Raw genomic sequence first — 16025 nt, forward strand, 5'->3', positions numbered from 1 at the left:
TGAGGTTGCTGTTGCAGAACCCTTGGTAGCAAAGGGGCCCCGTTTTTAAGTTGATCATATATTGGGATCCCAATGCAAGAAACTGTTACAGAATTTCGCCAACTAGATTTGGCCGACACACTATTATCTGCACTAGACAACATGGGCTTTGTTGCTCCTACGCCTATTCAGGCTGCGTCAATTCCTCTTCTACTTACAGGTGTTGATGCACTAGGTAAAGCACAAACTGGTACAGGTAAAACAGCAGCTTTCTCACTTCCAGTTCTAAATAAAGTAAACCTATCTCAGCATAAGCCTCAAGCGATTGTTATGGCTCCAACACGTGAGCTTGCGATTCAGGTTGCCGCTGAAATGAAAACGCTTGGTCAAAACATCAAAGGTCTTAAAGTTCTTGAGATCTACGGTGGTGCATCAATCGTTGACCAAATGCGCGCACTAAAAAATGGTGCACACATTGTTGTTGGTACTCCTGGTCGTGTTAAAGACCTTATCTCTCGTAAGCAACTTCACTTAGACGAAGTACACACTTTCGTTCTTGATGAAGCTGATGAAATGCTGAAGATGGGCTTCGTTGACGACGTAACTTGGATCATGGAACAAGCACCAGAAAGTGCACAGCGTGTACTATTCTCTGCAACTATGCCTCCAATCGTTAAAGAAATCGTTGACCGTTTCCTACGTAACCCTGAGCGTATTGACGTTGCTGGTGAAAACCGCACTGTTTCTAAAGTAGAGCAGCAGTTCTGGGTTGTTAAAGGCGTAGAGAAAGACGAAGCGATGAGCCGCCTTCTTGAAACTGAAGATACAGATGCTTCAATAGTATTCGTACGTACTCGTCAAGATACTGAGCGCCTAGCTGATTGGCTATGTTCTCGTGGCTTTAAAGCTGCGGCACTTCACGGTGATATTCCTCAGTCTCTACGTGAGCGTACTGTTGATCACATCAAACGTGGCGTGATTGATATTCTAGTTGCAACTGACGTTGTTGCTCGTGGTCTTGATGTGCCACGTATTACACACGTATTCAACTACGATATCCCATTTGATGTTGAGTCATACATCCACCGTATCGGTCGTACAGGTCGTGCAGGACGTACAGGTAAAGCGATCCTACTAGTTCGCACTAACCAAATCCGCATGCTACGTACAATTGAGCGTGTAACTAAGTCTCGTATGGAAGAAATCCAACTTCCTCTACGTGATCTTGTTGCTGCAGCTCGTCTAAGCCGTTTAGGTGAAGAGCTGCAAGCTCAGAAAGAACAAACAAATGTTGATGCATTCGTTGAACTTGTTGAAAAACTACAAGAGTCAATTGAAGTTGATGCAGCAACACTAGCAGCTATGCTTCTTCAGCGTCAGCAGGGTAACCGTCCTTTATTCTACAAAGGTCCAGATCCAATGATCGCTGCAATTGAGCGTGAAGCGCAACGTCGTGAGCGTCGTGGTAACGACCGTGACCGCGGTGAGCGTGGCGATCGTCGTGACCGTGGTGAGCGTCGTTCATTCAACAGCGCTGACTGGGATACTTACCAGTTACAAGTTGGTCGTGAGCAAGGTGTTCAGGTTAAAGATATCGTTGGTGCTATCGCTAACGAGCTTGGCCTAAGCAAAGAGTTCATCGGTGCGATTAAACTAGCTCCAACTCACACGTTCGTTCAACTTCCTAAGAAGATGACTGCAGAAGTTGCAGCACAGCTTAAGAAACTACGTATTCGTCAAAACGAAGTGAAAGCGGTAGTTGTTGAAGGTGAAGTGCTTCGCGAACACCGTCCTCGTGGTGGTAACCGCGATGGCAACCGTGGTGGTTACCGTGGTAATCGTGATGGCAACCGCGATGGTAATCGCGGTGGTGAGCGTCGTTTCGATCGTAACCGTGGTAATGACAACCGTGGTGGTTACCGTGGTAACCGTGATGGTGCTCCACGCGGTGATCGTAAGCCTCGTTCAGAAGCATAATTTCGCTGAATTAAGCTAGAATCAAAAAAGCCGAGTTATTTAACTCGGCTTTTTTTATGCCTGTTATTTGGCGTTTGTACTGTTAAACTTAAACATTGCTTGTTGTGTATAAATGGATTCATCTAAAGTCGCTTTTACTCAGCAATATTTCTGTATTAATAAAGAAAGAACGCTAGTTCTTAAATACACTTAACATACATTAGATAATGTGATTGACACTAATGACCAATTATTAGCTTACCGCATAGTATGTTTAGTGATAGATAGCAAAAAGCCCGCATGATAGCGGGCTTTTACGTATTAGCTTATTGTATAAGTGGGACGTTACTTAAACTCAGCCTTACGCATACGGTTTAACACAGCCATGACTTCGATAACACGAGGCTTAGACATTTCACCGTACTTAGGCATCATTGCTGCCCAATCGTCGTGTAGCATGTTAGCAAACGCACGAGCTGGCGTTTTTTCCCAACCTTTTAGTTGTGCAAGTTGGAACCATAGGTAACCAATCGCTAATAGCTGGCTTGAATGTGCAACTTGCTCAAGTGCTTGAAGATCGACATATTCACGACCAAAGCGTAGTGATGTTTTATCTTTAACTTGAATACGGAATTTACCTTCTTCAAGTAGTGATTGTAGTGCACTACGGTTCACCTGACGTGTACGTGGTCGTACGATTACTTCCGTACCTTCAGCCTTACGACGAGTAGGGTGAGAGGCTACAACGTCACGGGCTTTTTCTGTCACATCTACAGCTTCGTAGTTGTGCATTTGAATGACGGTATCTGCAACATCAAGGTAGTCACCCGAACCACCCATTACTAACATCACTGAGATATCGTGTTGATCACGTAGTAGAGAAATACGGTCTACAAGTGGTGTGATTGGCTCATCGTCTTTACAAATCAGTGCCTGCATGCGCTCATCACGGATCATAAAGTTAGAAGCAGATGTGTCTTCATCGATCAGTAATGCTTCAGCACCCGCTTCAATAGATTCTTGTAACCAAGATGCTTGTGAAGTTGAACCTGATGCATTTTGGCTTGTAAATGCTGTTGTGTCTTTACCCATAGGTAAGTTGCTGATATATGGTGATAAATCAACGTTGTGTACACAGCGCCCATCTTCAGCACGGATCTTTGCAGCATTGTAATTGGTTACGATGTATTCACGACCATCACCTGGAATATGATCGTAAACAGAGCGCTCAATCGCACTTAATAGTGTTGATTTACCATGGAAACCACCACCGACAATTAGCGTGATGCCTTCAGGAATACCCATACCACGGATCTTACCTTTGTGCGGTGCTTCAAGCTCAACAGCAAGGTTTTCTGGGCTCATAAACGGCACAGCGTTTGGCAGTGGTAAATCACTGTTACCAGCAAGACGAGGCAGAACACTGCCGTCAGCAACGAAAGCCAATAGTTTGTGCTCTTTTAATTGTGCACGTAATGCAACTTGATCTTCTGCTGCTTCACAGTGTGCTTTTAGCTGATCCATCGGTAATTCACGGGCAATTGTTGAACGGCGGATCATCTTTGGCAGATGGAAAGTCAGCAGGTTCATGGTGCGCTTAGCAATGATAGTACGACCATCTGCAGGCAGGTTTACACGAAAACGTAATTCGATACCTTCGTCGTCAAACATAACCGCAGTACGATCTAAGATCACTTGTCCTGGCATGTCGATTAAAACGGCATTGTCTTGCTGTGATAGTTCAGCAAAGAAGCGTGCGATGAAGTCACGTGCGGCACGTTGGTATACTGGTGATTTTTCACGAAGCCATTCAAGATCCGTTAACGACCATGCACGACGGGCGCGAACACGAGAAGCTGGCGCAAAAGGATCCGTTTGAACGGTATCAATAAAGAAGTCGTAATCAACGAAGTGGTATTCACCACGTAAACTGGTGTAACTACGGTAATTATGACGGTCAATTTTATGGAGTTTGGCTTCGAGTAATTGCATATCGCCTCGATATCGTTCGTTATGGTGCAAGCACCGAGAATCTAGTGTGTTCGGGGGCAGAATATTACACTAAAGTCCGATAGTTAGCATGTAAACTTTAAACGGGATCACAAAAAAGAATATCAATGACCAGCGCTATTGTGAAAGGGGCTGCTGTTTAATCATTATATTTTAGTCAATAGCTTGCAGTGTATTAATGCTGACTATTTTGCAGTAACTAAAGAGTAGGCACCCCATGACAGAAACGATTAATGGATTATTTGTTTATGGCACATTAGCGCCAGACCAATCAAATGCTTACGTTCTAGCTGGTCTAAAAGGAAGGTGGCAGAAAGCCTATGCTGTTGGCTTTGTTTACCCAAATGGTAAAGGAGCTACTGTTGGTTATCCGGCATTTGTACCACAAGCGCAAGGTGAGCAGGTGCAAGGCTTGTTATTTAGCTCTGATGAATTAGTCGATCATTGGCCGCGAATCGATGAATTTGAAGGCGAGGGTTATGATCGTGTTGAGATCACTGTTTTACTTGAAGATGGTACGAAGCATCAGGCATTTGTGTATCGACTAAGCCCAAGTGAAATGTAAGTAGAGTCACTTTTTATAGATATAAAAAGAGCGTTCATCGATTGATTAACGCTCTTTTTTAACGGATTAAGTTTATTTACGACCGTAAACTCTAATACCAGCGCTGCCATCTTCTGCACGGCCATGTACTTGAATATCAGTTACACAGCGCTCATAAGAGAAACGACGCCAGTCCGTTCTTTCATTTTTGTCTAGCTTACGCTGGAATTGAAATACGCGTGATGAGCCATTCTGAAATTTGAAAATGACTTTCGATAAAAACACATCACGTTCAGCTTTGATCTGAATTGATTTTGCATTACGGCAAAGAGGCACAGGGATCTTTGCGTGATTATTTTTCGCTTCAAGAAGAATAGTACGACCTAATGTGAATGTATCAGCAGAAGCCGTTGTTGAAAACGCCATAGCTGACAGGATCATTGCTGCAGCCATTGTAGCTTTTAGTTTCATAAAGCAATCTCATAAGTAAGAACTGCACTAATTATAATGATGAGAATTTGAAATAGCGAAAGGATAGGTTGTAAGCAATTGTAATTTTATAACTCAGAATATATGTAAAAAAATATAGATAATATCTGTGTTTAATTGTTGATATTTATATTAAATATTGAGTTTTACTTACAATCATGAAATTGAAGATGAACAGTCAATGAATGCAGGTTTATAGAGCATATTTATTGGGTGAAATTGACATTGTGCTGACGATAGTGGCTCTCTTTAAACTGTCAGATTTGCCATTGGTTAGGAAGTGCTGCTTTTTACTATCAGCGATTTAAGATAAAAATGATAAATATTGAAACGTTCTTAAGCCTGAATGAGAAACAATGGGTCTTTTAACGGCAGTATTCGTCGTTAAGTAATGCCACCTCAACGAGATGGCATTACTATCATTGCTATTCTGCAGAACGTCCACCAATACATTGGCTTAAGAAGTTATCTACTTTTCGAGCAAGTTTCTTTGTTTGTGTTGGTGTGCCGTAATGGTGGCCTGTATTGTTCATTTCCCAGTATTGAACATCTTTTCCGGCTTTTTTGGCCGCCTCGACAAATCGACGAGATTGCTCAGGGATCACAACCGCATCATCTTCACCTTGGATCACTAACAGTGGTGCTTTCATATTATTGACGAAATTAATAGGTGATTGTTGTGAACGTTGCTGTTTCATCTTTGGATCATTAAAGTCACCAATGTAGTTCTGCCAAATATCTTCATGTCGCTTCCATGGTTCAGGGAAGTTGTTAATCATTAGCTCAAGATCCGACATACCAAAAATATCGACGCCACAAGCAAACTTATCAGGAGTAAGTGTCATGCCGACTAGGGTAGCGTAACCACCATAACTTGCTCCCATAATCGCAATATTATTAGGATCACTGATGCCTTGTTTAACCGCCCAATCGATACCATCAATCAGATCGTTATGCATCGCTTTTGAAAACTCCCCATATCCAGCGGATATAAAATCATAACCATAACCCGCAGAGCCTCTGAAGTTCACTTGAATCACCGCATAGCCACGGTTGGCAAGTAATTGTGCTTCGGTATTAAAACCCCAATAGTCGCGAGCATGAGGTCCTCCGTGAACAAGTAAAACTGTTGGGAGCTGTTTGGCTTTTATGCTGTTAGGTAGGGTTAAATAGCCATTAATATTTAATCCATCACGGCTAGTAAATTGAATCGGTTTTTGGTGTGCAAGGTACTGGGTGTAATAGTGTGACTTACTTTGTGAAAGAAGTTCTTTTTTATCAGTGACTGTATCGTAACGATAAATTTTAAAGCCATGGTCGTTATATTGGCTTAAGGTGAATTTCTCATTGTTACTATCACGACTAAAAATTAGAACACTGTTTTTACCTTTACTGTAGAACTTGTCGAGTAGCTTTTGATAAGCAGGGTGGAACGCTTTTGCCTCTTGGTAATCTGGGTAACTAAAAGCGATAGCTGGATTTAAGTTGTTATCTGAATAGTATAAATCGACATCAACACGATCATTGGCATAAAGGGTAGTTATATTGTTTGTTGTTAAATCTAACTCGAGTAACTGGATTTTATCTGTCTCGTTGTTAGCTAATATAGAAAGGGTATTTTTTTTATGGTTAAGCATCGCATGAGAGACTTTGCCATTTTCGCCAGCATCGAATAACAGTTTACCTGTACTTAATTGATATATTTCTTTCTTATTTTTTATATAAGCAAAGACTGACCCACTTTTAACGCTGTTATTAATAATAAAGCCATCGATAGCTAACTTATCATCGATCTCAAATAATAAGGTTTCTTGTTTCGTTTTTATGTTAAGGCGATAAAGGTTAAAGACTTTGGGGTCAGTACCGTTATGTCTAACAATGATATTGTCAGGATCATTTTTGAGGATATCGACGACATAAACCTGATTGTTGCCATCATAAAATGGTTTGATATGGCGTGTTGGATGCTCTGTATCTAAAAAGAATATTTTAGACTTCATATCATCGAAATTGGGAACATAGATTAAATTACGGCTATCTGGCATCCATTCAAAAAAAGAAATCCAACCATCAAACTTGCCTGTTTCAACTGTTGCTAAATTTTTAAAATGAAGTGCAGTGTAAGGATTTCCATTATTATCAAAGCTGTCTTTTAACCATGCTAACTTTTTACCATCAGGAGATATTTGGTAAGAATGGGTACCGTTTGTTGTGGTCGTGAGATCTTTAAAATCGAGTAACATGGGTAGTGTTTGGTTTGCAAGAGATTGGTGAGTTGCCTCTTTAGGTTGCACACACCCGGTTATTAATAAAAGAATGGCTATTTTTACGTATAGTTTTTTTATTAACGTCATTGTTATACCTATCCCACTGAATTGATTTTATTCACGTGAAATATATTGTGATAACAATTAATTTACGTCCAGTTTTTATTAAATATGCGATCGAGTTAATTAATATTCTTATAAGGATACGAGATGATCGAAATTAAGCCTTTTACCAACCGAGATGAAAATGCAGTTAAGCGGATTGTTGTACCTAAATCGCAAGTAAGATTTGCATCAACTGCTGAGGATTTCATTGCGAGCGCCACTGAAACTATGCATCTTTATGTGATTTATTATCACGGGAAGATCATTGGCTTTTTTAAACTAGACATTGCTTATTCTGAACAAATGAAATTTTGTCCAATCAATACGCTTGGCTTACGTACTTTTGTGATTAGTCAACATTATCAAGGTAAAGGGATAGGAACGGCAGTAATTAAAAGGATATTGCACTACACCGCAGTACACTACGCTAGATATGATGCCATATATTTAACCGTTAATTGCAAGAATCCTGCTGCGAAACGTTGCTATGAGAAAAGTGGATTTCAATTAACAGGAGATCTCTTTCTTGAAGGAGACTTTGGTCCACAAGAGGTTATGTTTGCTTATAATCATCACGACTTGAAAAGTTGAGATTAAATCTTATTAAGCTTCAAAGGAATATTCTGTATTTTGTCACATTCCTTTTAATGGATGGTGTTTTATTTTGCATTTAAGTGTGATTCAAATCATGCTTTTTATTTATCGCTAAAAAAGAGTTTTATTCACTGGTTTTTAACTGGTATAGCGCAAGTAACCTCTGAAAAAAATCAAATGTAACTAAAAGTAAAACATTTTAAGTTTTTTTTACCCTTGATACTGGTCATATTTGCTGTTCTGTTGCATTCTTAACTCATAATAAAGATTAAAAAGCCAATAAAACCAGAGTGTTATGCTTTTAAGGTATTTATTGGTTACAGTTGCTAGATAGTCCAAGGTATCGAATATGAATAAAGCTCAGCTCAAAAATATTGCTGAAAAGTCTTTTTTTGCAATGTTCCATAGAAAAGCTGATGTATGTGATATTCAGGAAACCTTTTATGGTTGGGTTGTATTTCTTGCCACAGGGAAGGCAAAGATTGTTGTTAAGTTTTCACGTGAAGTCGGTCGTATTAGTAAAGAAGTATCTTGCTTACAAAAATTACGTTCAATTGTAAGTTGTCCGGTACCTCAAATTTACTTATTCGGTCGTGAAGAGGGGTATGACTATATCGTGCTAGATTGGCTCGAAGGTCGTCCTGCCAATGAATTGCCAAATGATAAATTCGTAATTGAGACATTCCGTGAAGATTACACAGATATATTAATCGCATTACATGAGCATAATCATCCTCAGGGTTTTGAACTGACCAATGGTAAGTTTGATTGTGATTTTAATAATGCTTTCGATGACTGGATGGAAGGGGTTTATAAATACCTTTCATGTGCAGTATCGCCATTTAGTGCTCAATTAAAAGATAAATACACTGAGCTATGGGAACGTCGTAGAGAGATCCTTTCGCCTATCGCCAATGAATCATCTTCTTTCGTGCATGATGATTGCCACTTAGCGAATGTGTTATTTGATCCAAAAACATTCAAGGTTGCAGGCTTGCTTGACCCTTGTGATAGCGGTTTCAAACACCGTGAATTGGATGTGATCCACCTTTTTGATGTACGCGGCGATACACATATTGCTGAGCGTTATATTGAAAAGCGCCAACTTGATGATGGCTTTGAAGCGCGTCGCTATTTCTTTAGTTTATGGGATGATGCCAAGCACAGTCGTAATATGGGCTGGTATGATGAAAATTGGTTAACAAACAAGTTTAACAAGTTTGAATCTGTGATTCGCATGCAGTAAATAGTTGCCTGTTTTCTGTTATGGGTATTATGTTTTGTAAGGTAGGGGTATAAAAGAATAGCGAGAAGAGGTGCTTATGATGCGTATAGTAAGTGGAATATTGTTGTTTTTATTTGCTGGTGGTGTATCGCTGGCAGAAGAACGCGAAAGTATTCATTATGCTATTGCTCAAAGCCGTATTTCCCATGATTCTTTTGTACCCATTACTAAACAACCACAGAATGAATTTGAAAAACAGGCATCGGCTTACTTTTCTTTATCCACCGCACAACATGTACTACCACCAAATAGCTTTCTTGCTATTGATTCCTCGTCCTTAACGCTAGCCCATAAGAAAACCCATTCTGTAACATCTGCAATATCAAAAGAAACAGCGGAAGGTTTATATGTTGTTGGTCGTCATGAATGGATATTACTTGGAACATCGAAAGAATATTTTTCAGCTTACGTTGATCAAGCATCTAAAAATTCACGAATAGGTGTTAGTGAGTTAGTGGAATTTGAACGAGAGGGGAAGGATTGGGTGCAGTTCGTATTACAAGGAAAGGAATATAAATATGCGATCAGTGAGTGGGTGAAAGATAGTGAAAAAAGTGACGAATCACTGCCTGTGGTCAAATTGAGAACAAAGCTTGGTGAAATAAACGAAGAAATTGAATATGTGCTTATTGATGGCGGTAACGGGATTGTATTAGGCGAGAACTTCTTACGTGATCTGGCTGTACAAAATGCCAAATATGATTATATCCAAGGCAGAGTAAAATAATAAAAGCGAAGTGTTTTTAGTTATGTTTTCTCGTTGAAACATAAAAGTGCACTTCGCTTTTTAGTTATTATCTATTTTGCTGCTTATTCTATTACGCTTCAGCAATCACTTCGTAGCTAGTGAATTTGCGAATATTGATCACACCCGTATCAAAAATCAGGTACTGACCTTTAATACCTTGCAAAATGCCTTCAACCACTGGCTCTTTATCAAAATTATGTGAACTAATTTTGGTTGGGAACGCATCAACAGGGAAGTGAATATCTACGATATTGTTATCAAGATATTCTATAGCATCATCACCATATTCAGCTGTGATCTCTGCGAGTTTTGCTTTTACCTCAGGGAGCAATGCTGCTGCTTGATCAACAAGATCGATCTCTACGTTGTCACCTTTTAGCATCGCGCGCCAGTTAGTTTTATCAGCGACTAATTCAGCAATCGCCACTTCGACTAAACCTGAGATCTGACGTGTTTTTACTTTTAAAATAGCTAATGCTTGTGTCGCACCTTGGTCAATCCAACGTGTAGGTAATTGTGTATGACGGGTAATACCTACTTTTAAACCAGAGGTATTTGATAGATACACATAGTGCGGCACCATGCAATTTTCTTCGCCCCATTGTGGCTCTCGGCAGGTGCCTTTTGCGTAATGGCAGGTTTCTGGTTTCATGATGCACATATCACACGAGGCAAGTTTCTTCATACATGGAAAACAATGGCCTTGTGAGTAGCTCTTCTTGGTTTTCTTACCGCAAGATTGGCAAAAGATATTACCAGTATGAGTAAGTTTTAAATGTTTGCCGATCAAAGGGTTTAAGTGAAGACGTTGATCGCCAATAGGTAGATGATAGTCAACAACATCGTTTAAGGTTGACTTCATTTTACTTAATGTTCCTTGCATACATTGCTCGTTGCTTGTTTTTATAGTGTGGTGATTCTAGCAGTTGTTGATAGAAAGGGGCTAGAGAAGTAGGGATAAAACCCTGTTATGCATTTTCAACTAGAAAGAGTACATGAAAGAACAGAGATTTATTGATGATAGTTTTCCTCCGTGATATTGATCATTATCTTTCTCTGTTATGCGTAAACGATACATCAGCATTAATTTAAACGTGATCACTACCTAGATGATCAGGATATGGGCTGAATTATTGAGCGAGGTGATCTAGTGTCAAAAGGTCACTCAAGTATCGGCGATCATGGAGGGTGAAATGCTGAATCGATTTTCAAAAAACATTTCTTATGCAGTATTAAAAGAGTTGTCGTTAGCAAGGAAGGCGAGACGAAATAACGATGTGTTACAAGAATTTTTACATTTAGAAAATGCACATGTATTAGGGCAAAATTCCACGTATTGGCATACTAAAGTGCATTGTCACATGTTGTATTGGGCTAGACGTAACGGCGATCACCAAGAGTTAAGAGGCCAGTTACTACGTGTGTTTGGTGCGTTCACCAAAACGGCAGTAGGCCTAGTTCCTGATGGAAATACTGGTGGAAGTAATGTTAGCCCATTCAAGCCATTGCCGATATCAGCGTTGCATCAGCAAAAAATTACCCGTGCTAAGCAGATATAAAACAAAGGCTATTAAAGTAATATCATTGTTTTAATAGCCTTTTGTTCGCTTTATTCCACAGAAAGCGGTGATGATGATAATTTTTCCGTGTTTCGATTTTTAATGCTGGTATAGATAAAGACCCCAATGAAATTTGCTGTCAGTAATAAAATAATGGTGGGACCGGGAGCACTATCAATAAAAAAGCTTAGATATAAACCTAATACAGAATTAAAAACCGCTATTAGTAGTGAAATAATCAGCATTGATTGAAACTGACGAGTAAGCATAAAGGCTGTCGCACCAGGGGCTATTAGCATAGAAATAACTAAAATCATGCCAACGGCCTTTAGTGCTGTCACTATAGCTAATGAAAGCAGTGAAAGTAATCCATAATGTAATACCTTGGTCGGTAAGCCAATCGCTTGCGCATGTTGAGGATCAAAAATAAACAGTAGTAAGTCTTTTCCTTTTAGCAAACACAGAGTGACTACAAGTAAAGCAATTACGCCGCCTTCTATAATCTCCTGCCAACTAGCACCAAGTGGATCACCATAGATAATATGATCTAAATGAATATTGCTATGGATCTTAGTAATAAGCACAATCCCGAGTGCAAACATGGCAGAGAAAACGACACCCATGATCGTGTCTTCTTTGATTCTGCTGTTTTCTTTTAAATATCCCGTCGCTAACGCGCATAACATACCCGCAATAAAAGCACCAATGATAAAAGGAATAGAGAATACATACGCTAAAACTATCCCCGGTAGTACCGCATGGGAAATAGCGTCTCCCATTAAAGACCAGCCTTTTAACACCAAGAAACAGGAAAGCAATGCGGTTGGAATTGCCACTAAGATCACGATGTAGAATGCCTGCTGCATAAAGGTGAATTGAAAGGGAGAAACTAAGGTAGCTATCAGGTTATCCATTATTCATTCCTTGTTGCTTGTCAGTGAAAAATGGTGATTGTTTTAACGCTTGTTTCGCCTTTTTATATGTTGCAAGTTTTCCATATTTAGGTGCCAAGAAAAAAGTGAAGATAAAGAAAACGGTTTGTAGTAATACAATGATCCCACCTGTAGCACCGTTAATAAAATAACTTAAATAAGCGCCTAGCAATGCGCTGATCACGCCAATGAACACACTAAGAATAATGACGGTGGAAAAACGATCTGATAACAAATAAGCGGTAGCGCCTGGTATAACCACCATGGCTATAACAAGGAAAGCGCCAACCGTTTGTAAAGCAGCAACGGTACATGCACTTAAAATACTGAAAAAGAGTACTTTGAGCAGGTTAGGTGATAAGCCGATGGTTTTGGCATGATTTTCATCAAAAAATACCACCATGAAATCTCGCCATTTGATAATAAGTAGCAATAAAGAAGTACAGCCAATAAGCACGATTTGTAACGTATCTGTTGGCGTGATGGCTAAGATATTTCCCATCACAATGGTTTGAATATTAACGCTGGTGGGAAACAGTGATACAAGAAATAACCCAAGGCCAAAGAATGATGTGAAGATCAAACCAATGATCGCATCTTCTTTTAATTTGCTTTGTTGGCTGAGAAATAACATGCCAGCCGCTGCTAAACCACCGGATAGAAAGGCGCCAAATGAGAAAGGGAGGCCAATCATATAAGCACCAGCCACACCGGGTACAATGGAGTGTGATAGCGCGTCCCCGATCAAAGACCATCCTTTAAGCATTAAATAGCAAGATAAAAAGGCACAAACGCCGCCAATCAAGGCACTTACCCACATGGCATTTAGCATATAATTGTATTGAAAGGGTTCTAATAAGACATCCATATATCCCCCTTATTGATGGTGACGAGCAAGAGATTGTGACTGTTGCTCACCATTCTCTCCATACATCACCACTGGACGCTCATGATCGGAAATCACTGATAGTTGACGTTTATCATCATCTTCGTGCAGATCTTTTCCTGCTAAAATGAAGTGACGCAAAACACCACCGAAGGCTATTTTTAGATTTTCCGGTGTGAATATCTCAGACGTCTCTCCCGACGCTAAGATTGTTTTATTGATCAATACGGTACGATCGCAAAAATCAGGAATACTGCCGAGATTGTGTGTAGAAACCAACATGACTTTGCCTTCATTACGTAGTTCACGTAATAACGCCATGATTTGCTCTTCGGTTTGAACATCAACACCTGTGAATGGCTCGTCGAGGAGAATGACCTGACTTTCTTGTGCAAGTGCTCGTGCAAGAAACACACGTTTACGTTGCCCACCGGATAGTTCTCCAATTTGACGATGGGAAAAATGTTGCATGTTCACACGCTCTAAAGCGGCATTTACCTTTTCGTGATCGATTTTACGAGGAATACGCAGCATATTCATATAGCCATAGCGTCCCATCATGACCACATCCTTCACTAATACTGGGAAGTTCCAATCGATCTCTTCACTTTGTGGAACATAGGCGACCATGTTCTTTTTGAGTGCTTGTTTAGCGGAATGATTAAGGATTTCTACCTTGCCTTTGCTGGTGGGCACAAACCCCATAATGGCTTTGAATAGTGTTGATTTACCACTACCGTTGATCCCAACTAATGCGGTTATTGATCCTTGAGGGATGGAAAAAGTGGCATCATGAAGTGCGGTATGCCCATTACGGTAAGTCACTGTAATATCGTTAATATTAAGACCTAGCATTATAAACTCAGTCCTTTTGCAATGGTTTGTGTGGTGACTTTAATTAAGTCTAAATAGGTAGGTACAGGACCATCTTGTGCGCTGAGAGAGTCTACGTAGAGGACGCCAGCGTATTTTGCTCCTGTCTCTCTCGCCACTTGTTGAGCAGGTTTGGCAGATACCGTACTTTCGCTAAATACCGCATGTATGTGGTGCTCTCTGACTGCGTCTATAAGTTTACGTACCTGTTGAGGTGTACCTTGAGCATCAGCATTAATAGGCCATAAATACAGCTCTTTTAAACCGAAATCGCGGGCAAGATAAGTGAATGCACCTTCGCTTGTTACTAGCCAACGTTGCTCAATTGGAATGTCCTGAATTTGCTGGCGAATTGGCTCTATGGTTTGCTTGATTTGTTGAATGTATTGCTCAGCGTTGCGGTTATAAATGTCTGCGTTCTTAGGATCATGTTTCACCAAAGCTTGGCGAATGTTTTCAACATAAACCACGCCGTTAGTAGGTGACATCCAAGCATGAGGATTTGGCTTTCCGTTATATGGGCCTTGGGAAATGCTTAAAGGTGAAATGCCATGGGTGACAGTGACAGAAGGAACATCATGTAGATTGGCAAAAAATTTATTAAACCAAAGCTCAAGGTTTAGCCCGTTGTATAATATGAGATCTGCGCCTTGTGCACGTTTTAGATCCCCTGGAGTGACTTGATAGTTATGAATTTCAGCATTTGGTTTAGTGATTGACTCTACGATTGCAGCATCACCAGCGACATTTTTTGCCATATCCGCAATGATGGTGAAAGTGGTAATCACTTTGAACTTATCATCGGCATAACTGGTTGCACTAAATACTAAGCTAATGCACATAAGTGAAGCCGTTGTAACATGTTTCAACAGTCGCTTTGTTCCAAATCTCATCGCATTTATCCCTTAAATGAAATCAATTCTTTGAGTTTTATAGCAAAGCAAAAAATTAAATGCAAATGAAAATCATTATCGTTAAGTGGTTTGATAATATTTGTTCATTGGGGTTGTTTGTCATCACTTAAACGGTATATTGGATTAATAATCAGTTAGTTATTTATATAACTAATAATATTTTCTGTTGGCTAATTAAGGACATAACATGAAAAAAACTGTCATGATCACTGGTGCTAACCGAGGTATTGGGTTAAGTCTCGTTGAGCAATATTTAGCTCAAGGTTGGGTAGTAAATGCTACCGTACGAGCTGTAGATCCTGCGGGAGCACTTGAACAGCTGGCTGCTATACATACAGATTTAGCGATTCATGTTTTGGATGTAACGAATTACAAGCAAATGGAAAGTTTAGCTTTGCAATTACCTGTATTGGACTTGTTGATCAACAATGCAGGTTACTATGGGCCTAAAGGATACGGCTTTGGTAATACCGATGTTGATGAGTGGCGTAAAGTCTTTGAAATTAACGCCATTGCACCACTCAAATTGGTTGAGAGCCTTTATCCACTACTGAGTAAAAGTAAAACAAAGAAGATCGCTTGTTTGTCATCAAAAGTGGGCAGCATGACAGAGAATACCTCTGGTGGCGGTTACATTTATCGCTCATCAAAAGCGGCATTAAACTCTGTGGTAAAAAGCTTAAGCAATGATTTACGCGGCGAAGGGTTTACAGTACTAGCTCTGCATCCAGGTTGGGTACAAACAGAGATGGGTGGACCGAATGCACTGATTGATACCGCAACATCAGCACAAGGCTTGTATGAGGTAATAGAACAAAGCGCACCAAATAATAGCGGTGAGTTTATTAATTATGATGGTAGCCGCATCGCGTGGTAACCACAGA

15 protein-coding genes are annotated in these 16025 nt (G+C 40.0%); 7 read left to right on the forward strand and 8 right to left on the reverse strand.

What is annotated here, in order from left to right:
• The first annotated feature begins 72 nt into the window (after positions 1-72).
• Complete coding sequence (locus Q7674_RS02430) at positions 73-1956, forward strand: DEAD/DEAH box helicase (RefSeq protein WP_008989113.1); 1884 nt, start codon at positions 73-75, stop codon at positions 1954-1956.
• A gap of 324 nt (positions 1957-2280) precedes the next feature.
• Here Q7674_RS02430 and Q7674_RS02435 read toward each other — a convergent pair whose 3' ends face one another.
• Positions 2281-3927: an ABC-ATPase domain-containing protein gene (locus Q7674_RS02435; RefSeq protein WP_045063721.1), complete on the reverse strand. Its 1647-nt coding sequence runs from the start codon at positions 3925-3927 to the stop codon at positions 2281-2283.
• 235 nt (positions 3928-4162) lie between these two features.
• Here Q7674_RS02435 and Q7674_RS02440 point away from each other — a divergent pair, with 235 nt between their 5' ends.
• The gene (locus tag Q7674_RS02440) at positions 4163-4510 is read left to right on the forward strand and encodes a gamma-glutamylcyclotransferase family protein (protein ID WP_045063723.1); all 348 of its coding nucleotides are present in this window, start codon (positions 4163-4165) and stop codon (positions 4508-4510) included.
• Between the two features lie 72 nt (positions 4511-4582).
• Here the strand turns inward: Q7674_RS02440 and Q7674_RS02445 are convergent, their stop codons facing one another.
• Positions 4583-4960 (reverse strand): DUF2541 family protein, encoded by a 378-nt coding sequence (locus Q7674_RS02445; protein ID WP_008989534.1) that lies wholly within the window; start codon positions 4958-4960, stop codon positions 4583-4585.
• 443 nt (positions 4961-5403) lie between these two features.
• Positions 5404-7332 carry an alpha/beta hydrolase family protein gene (locus Q7674_RS02450; RefSeq protein WP_045063725.1) on the reverse strand — a complete coding sequence of 643 codons (1929 nt, stop codon included), beginning with the start codon at positions 7330-7332 and terminating at the stop codon, positions 5404-5406.
• A 123-nt stretch (positions 7333-7455) separates the two neighbouring features.
• Between Q7674_RS02450 and Q7674_RS02455 the strand changes: the two genes are divergently transcribed.
• The 3 genes from Q7674_RS02455 (at position 7456) to Q7674_RS02465 (ending at position 9956) form a co-directional block, all read left to right on the forward strand.
• Complete coding sequence (locus Q7674_RS02455) at positions 7456-7941, forward strand: GNAT family N-acetyltransferase (protein WP_045063727.1); 486 nt, start codon at positions 7456-7458, stop codon at positions 7939-7941.
• A gap of 352 nt (positions 7942-8293) precedes the next feature.
• A complete protein-coding gene (locus tag Q7674_RS02460; RefSeq protein ID WP_305422463.1) occupies positions 8294-9190 on the forward strand; it encodes a phosphotransferase in 897 nt (298 codons plus the stop codon).
• Positions 9191-9266: 76 nt separating this feature from the next.
• Positions 9267-9956 (forward strand): putative ATP-dependent zinc protease, encoded by a 690-nt coding sequence (locus Q7674_RS02465; protein WP_237156734.1) that lies wholly within the window; start codon positions 9267-9269, stop codon positions 9954-9956.
• A 91-nt stretch (positions 9957-10047) separates the two neighbouring features.
• Here the strand turns inward: Q7674_RS02465 and Q7674_RS02470 are convergent, their stop codons facing one another.
• Positions 10048-10860, reverse strand: a complete 813-nt coding sequence (locus tag Q7674_RS02470) for a DUF2797 domain-containing protein (protein ID WP_023934714.1) — start codon at positions 10858-10860, stop codon at positions 10048-10050.
• 310 nt (positions 10861-11170) lie between these two features.
• Here Q7674_RS02470 and Q7674_RS02475 point away from each other — a divergent pair, with 310 nt between their 5' ends.
• Positions 11171-11536 (forward strand): DUF3703 domain-containing protein, encoded by a 366-nt coding sequence (locus Q7674_RS02475; protein ID WP_045063730.1) that lies wholly within the window; start codon positions 11171-11173, stop codon positions 11534-11536.
• A 50-nt stretch (positions 11537-11586) separates the two neighbouring features.
• Here the strand turns inward: Q7674_RS02475 and Q7674_RS02480 are convergent, their stop codons facing one another.
• Genes Q7674_RS02480 through Q7674_RS02495 form a run of 4 tightly spaced genes read right to left on the reverse strand, consistent with a single transcriptional unit; the run spans position 11587 to position 15120 of the window.
• The gene (locus tag Q7674_RS02480) at positions 11587-12450 is read right to left on the reverse strand and encodes a metal ABC transporter permease (RefSeq protein ID WP_045063732.1); all 864 of its coding nucleotides are present in this window, start codon (positions 12448-12450) and stop codon (positions 11587-11589) included.
• Complete coding sequence (locus Q7674_RS02485) at positions 12443-13336, reverse strand: metal ABC transporter permease (RefSeq protein WP_045063734.1); 894 nt, start codon at positions 13334-13336, stop codon at positions 12443-12445. Before Q7674_RS02485 ends, Q7674_RS02480 begins: the two co-directional genes overlap by 8 nt.
• A gap of 9 nt (positions 13337-13345) precedes the next feature.
• The gene (locus Q7674_RS02490; RefSeq protein WP_045063735.1) at positions 13346-14209 is read right to left on the reverse strand and encodes a manganese/iron ABC transporter ATP-binding protein; all 864 of its coding nucleotides are present in this window, start codon (positions 14207-14209) and stop codon (positions 13346-13348) included.
• Positions 14209-15120: a metal ABC transporter substrate-binding protein gene (locus Q7674_RS02495; RefSeq protein WP_201798091.1), complete on the reverse strand. Its 912-nt coding sequence runs from the start codon at positions 15118-15120 to the stop codon at positions 14209-14211. The genes Q7674_RS02490 and Q7674_RS02495 overlap by 1 nt, the downstream gene beginning before the upstream one ends.
• A gap of 208 nt (positions 15121-15328) precedes the next feature.
• On the opposite strand from Q7674_RS02495, the gene Q7674_RS02500 reads away from it, so the two are divergent.
• Positions 15329-16018: an SDR family oxidoreductase gene (locus Q7674_RS02500; protein ID WP_045063737.1), complete on the forward strand. Its 690-nt coding sequence runs from the start codon at positions 15329-15331 to the stop codon at positions 16016-16018.
• Positions 16019-16025 lie beyond the last annotated feature (7 nt).

Source organism: Photobacterium leiognathi (genome assembly GCF_030685535.1).
In the GTDB taxonomy this organism is placed as follows: Bacteria; Pseudomonadota; Gammaproteobacteria; order Enterobacterales; family Vibrionaceae; genus Photobacterium; species Photobacterium leiognathi.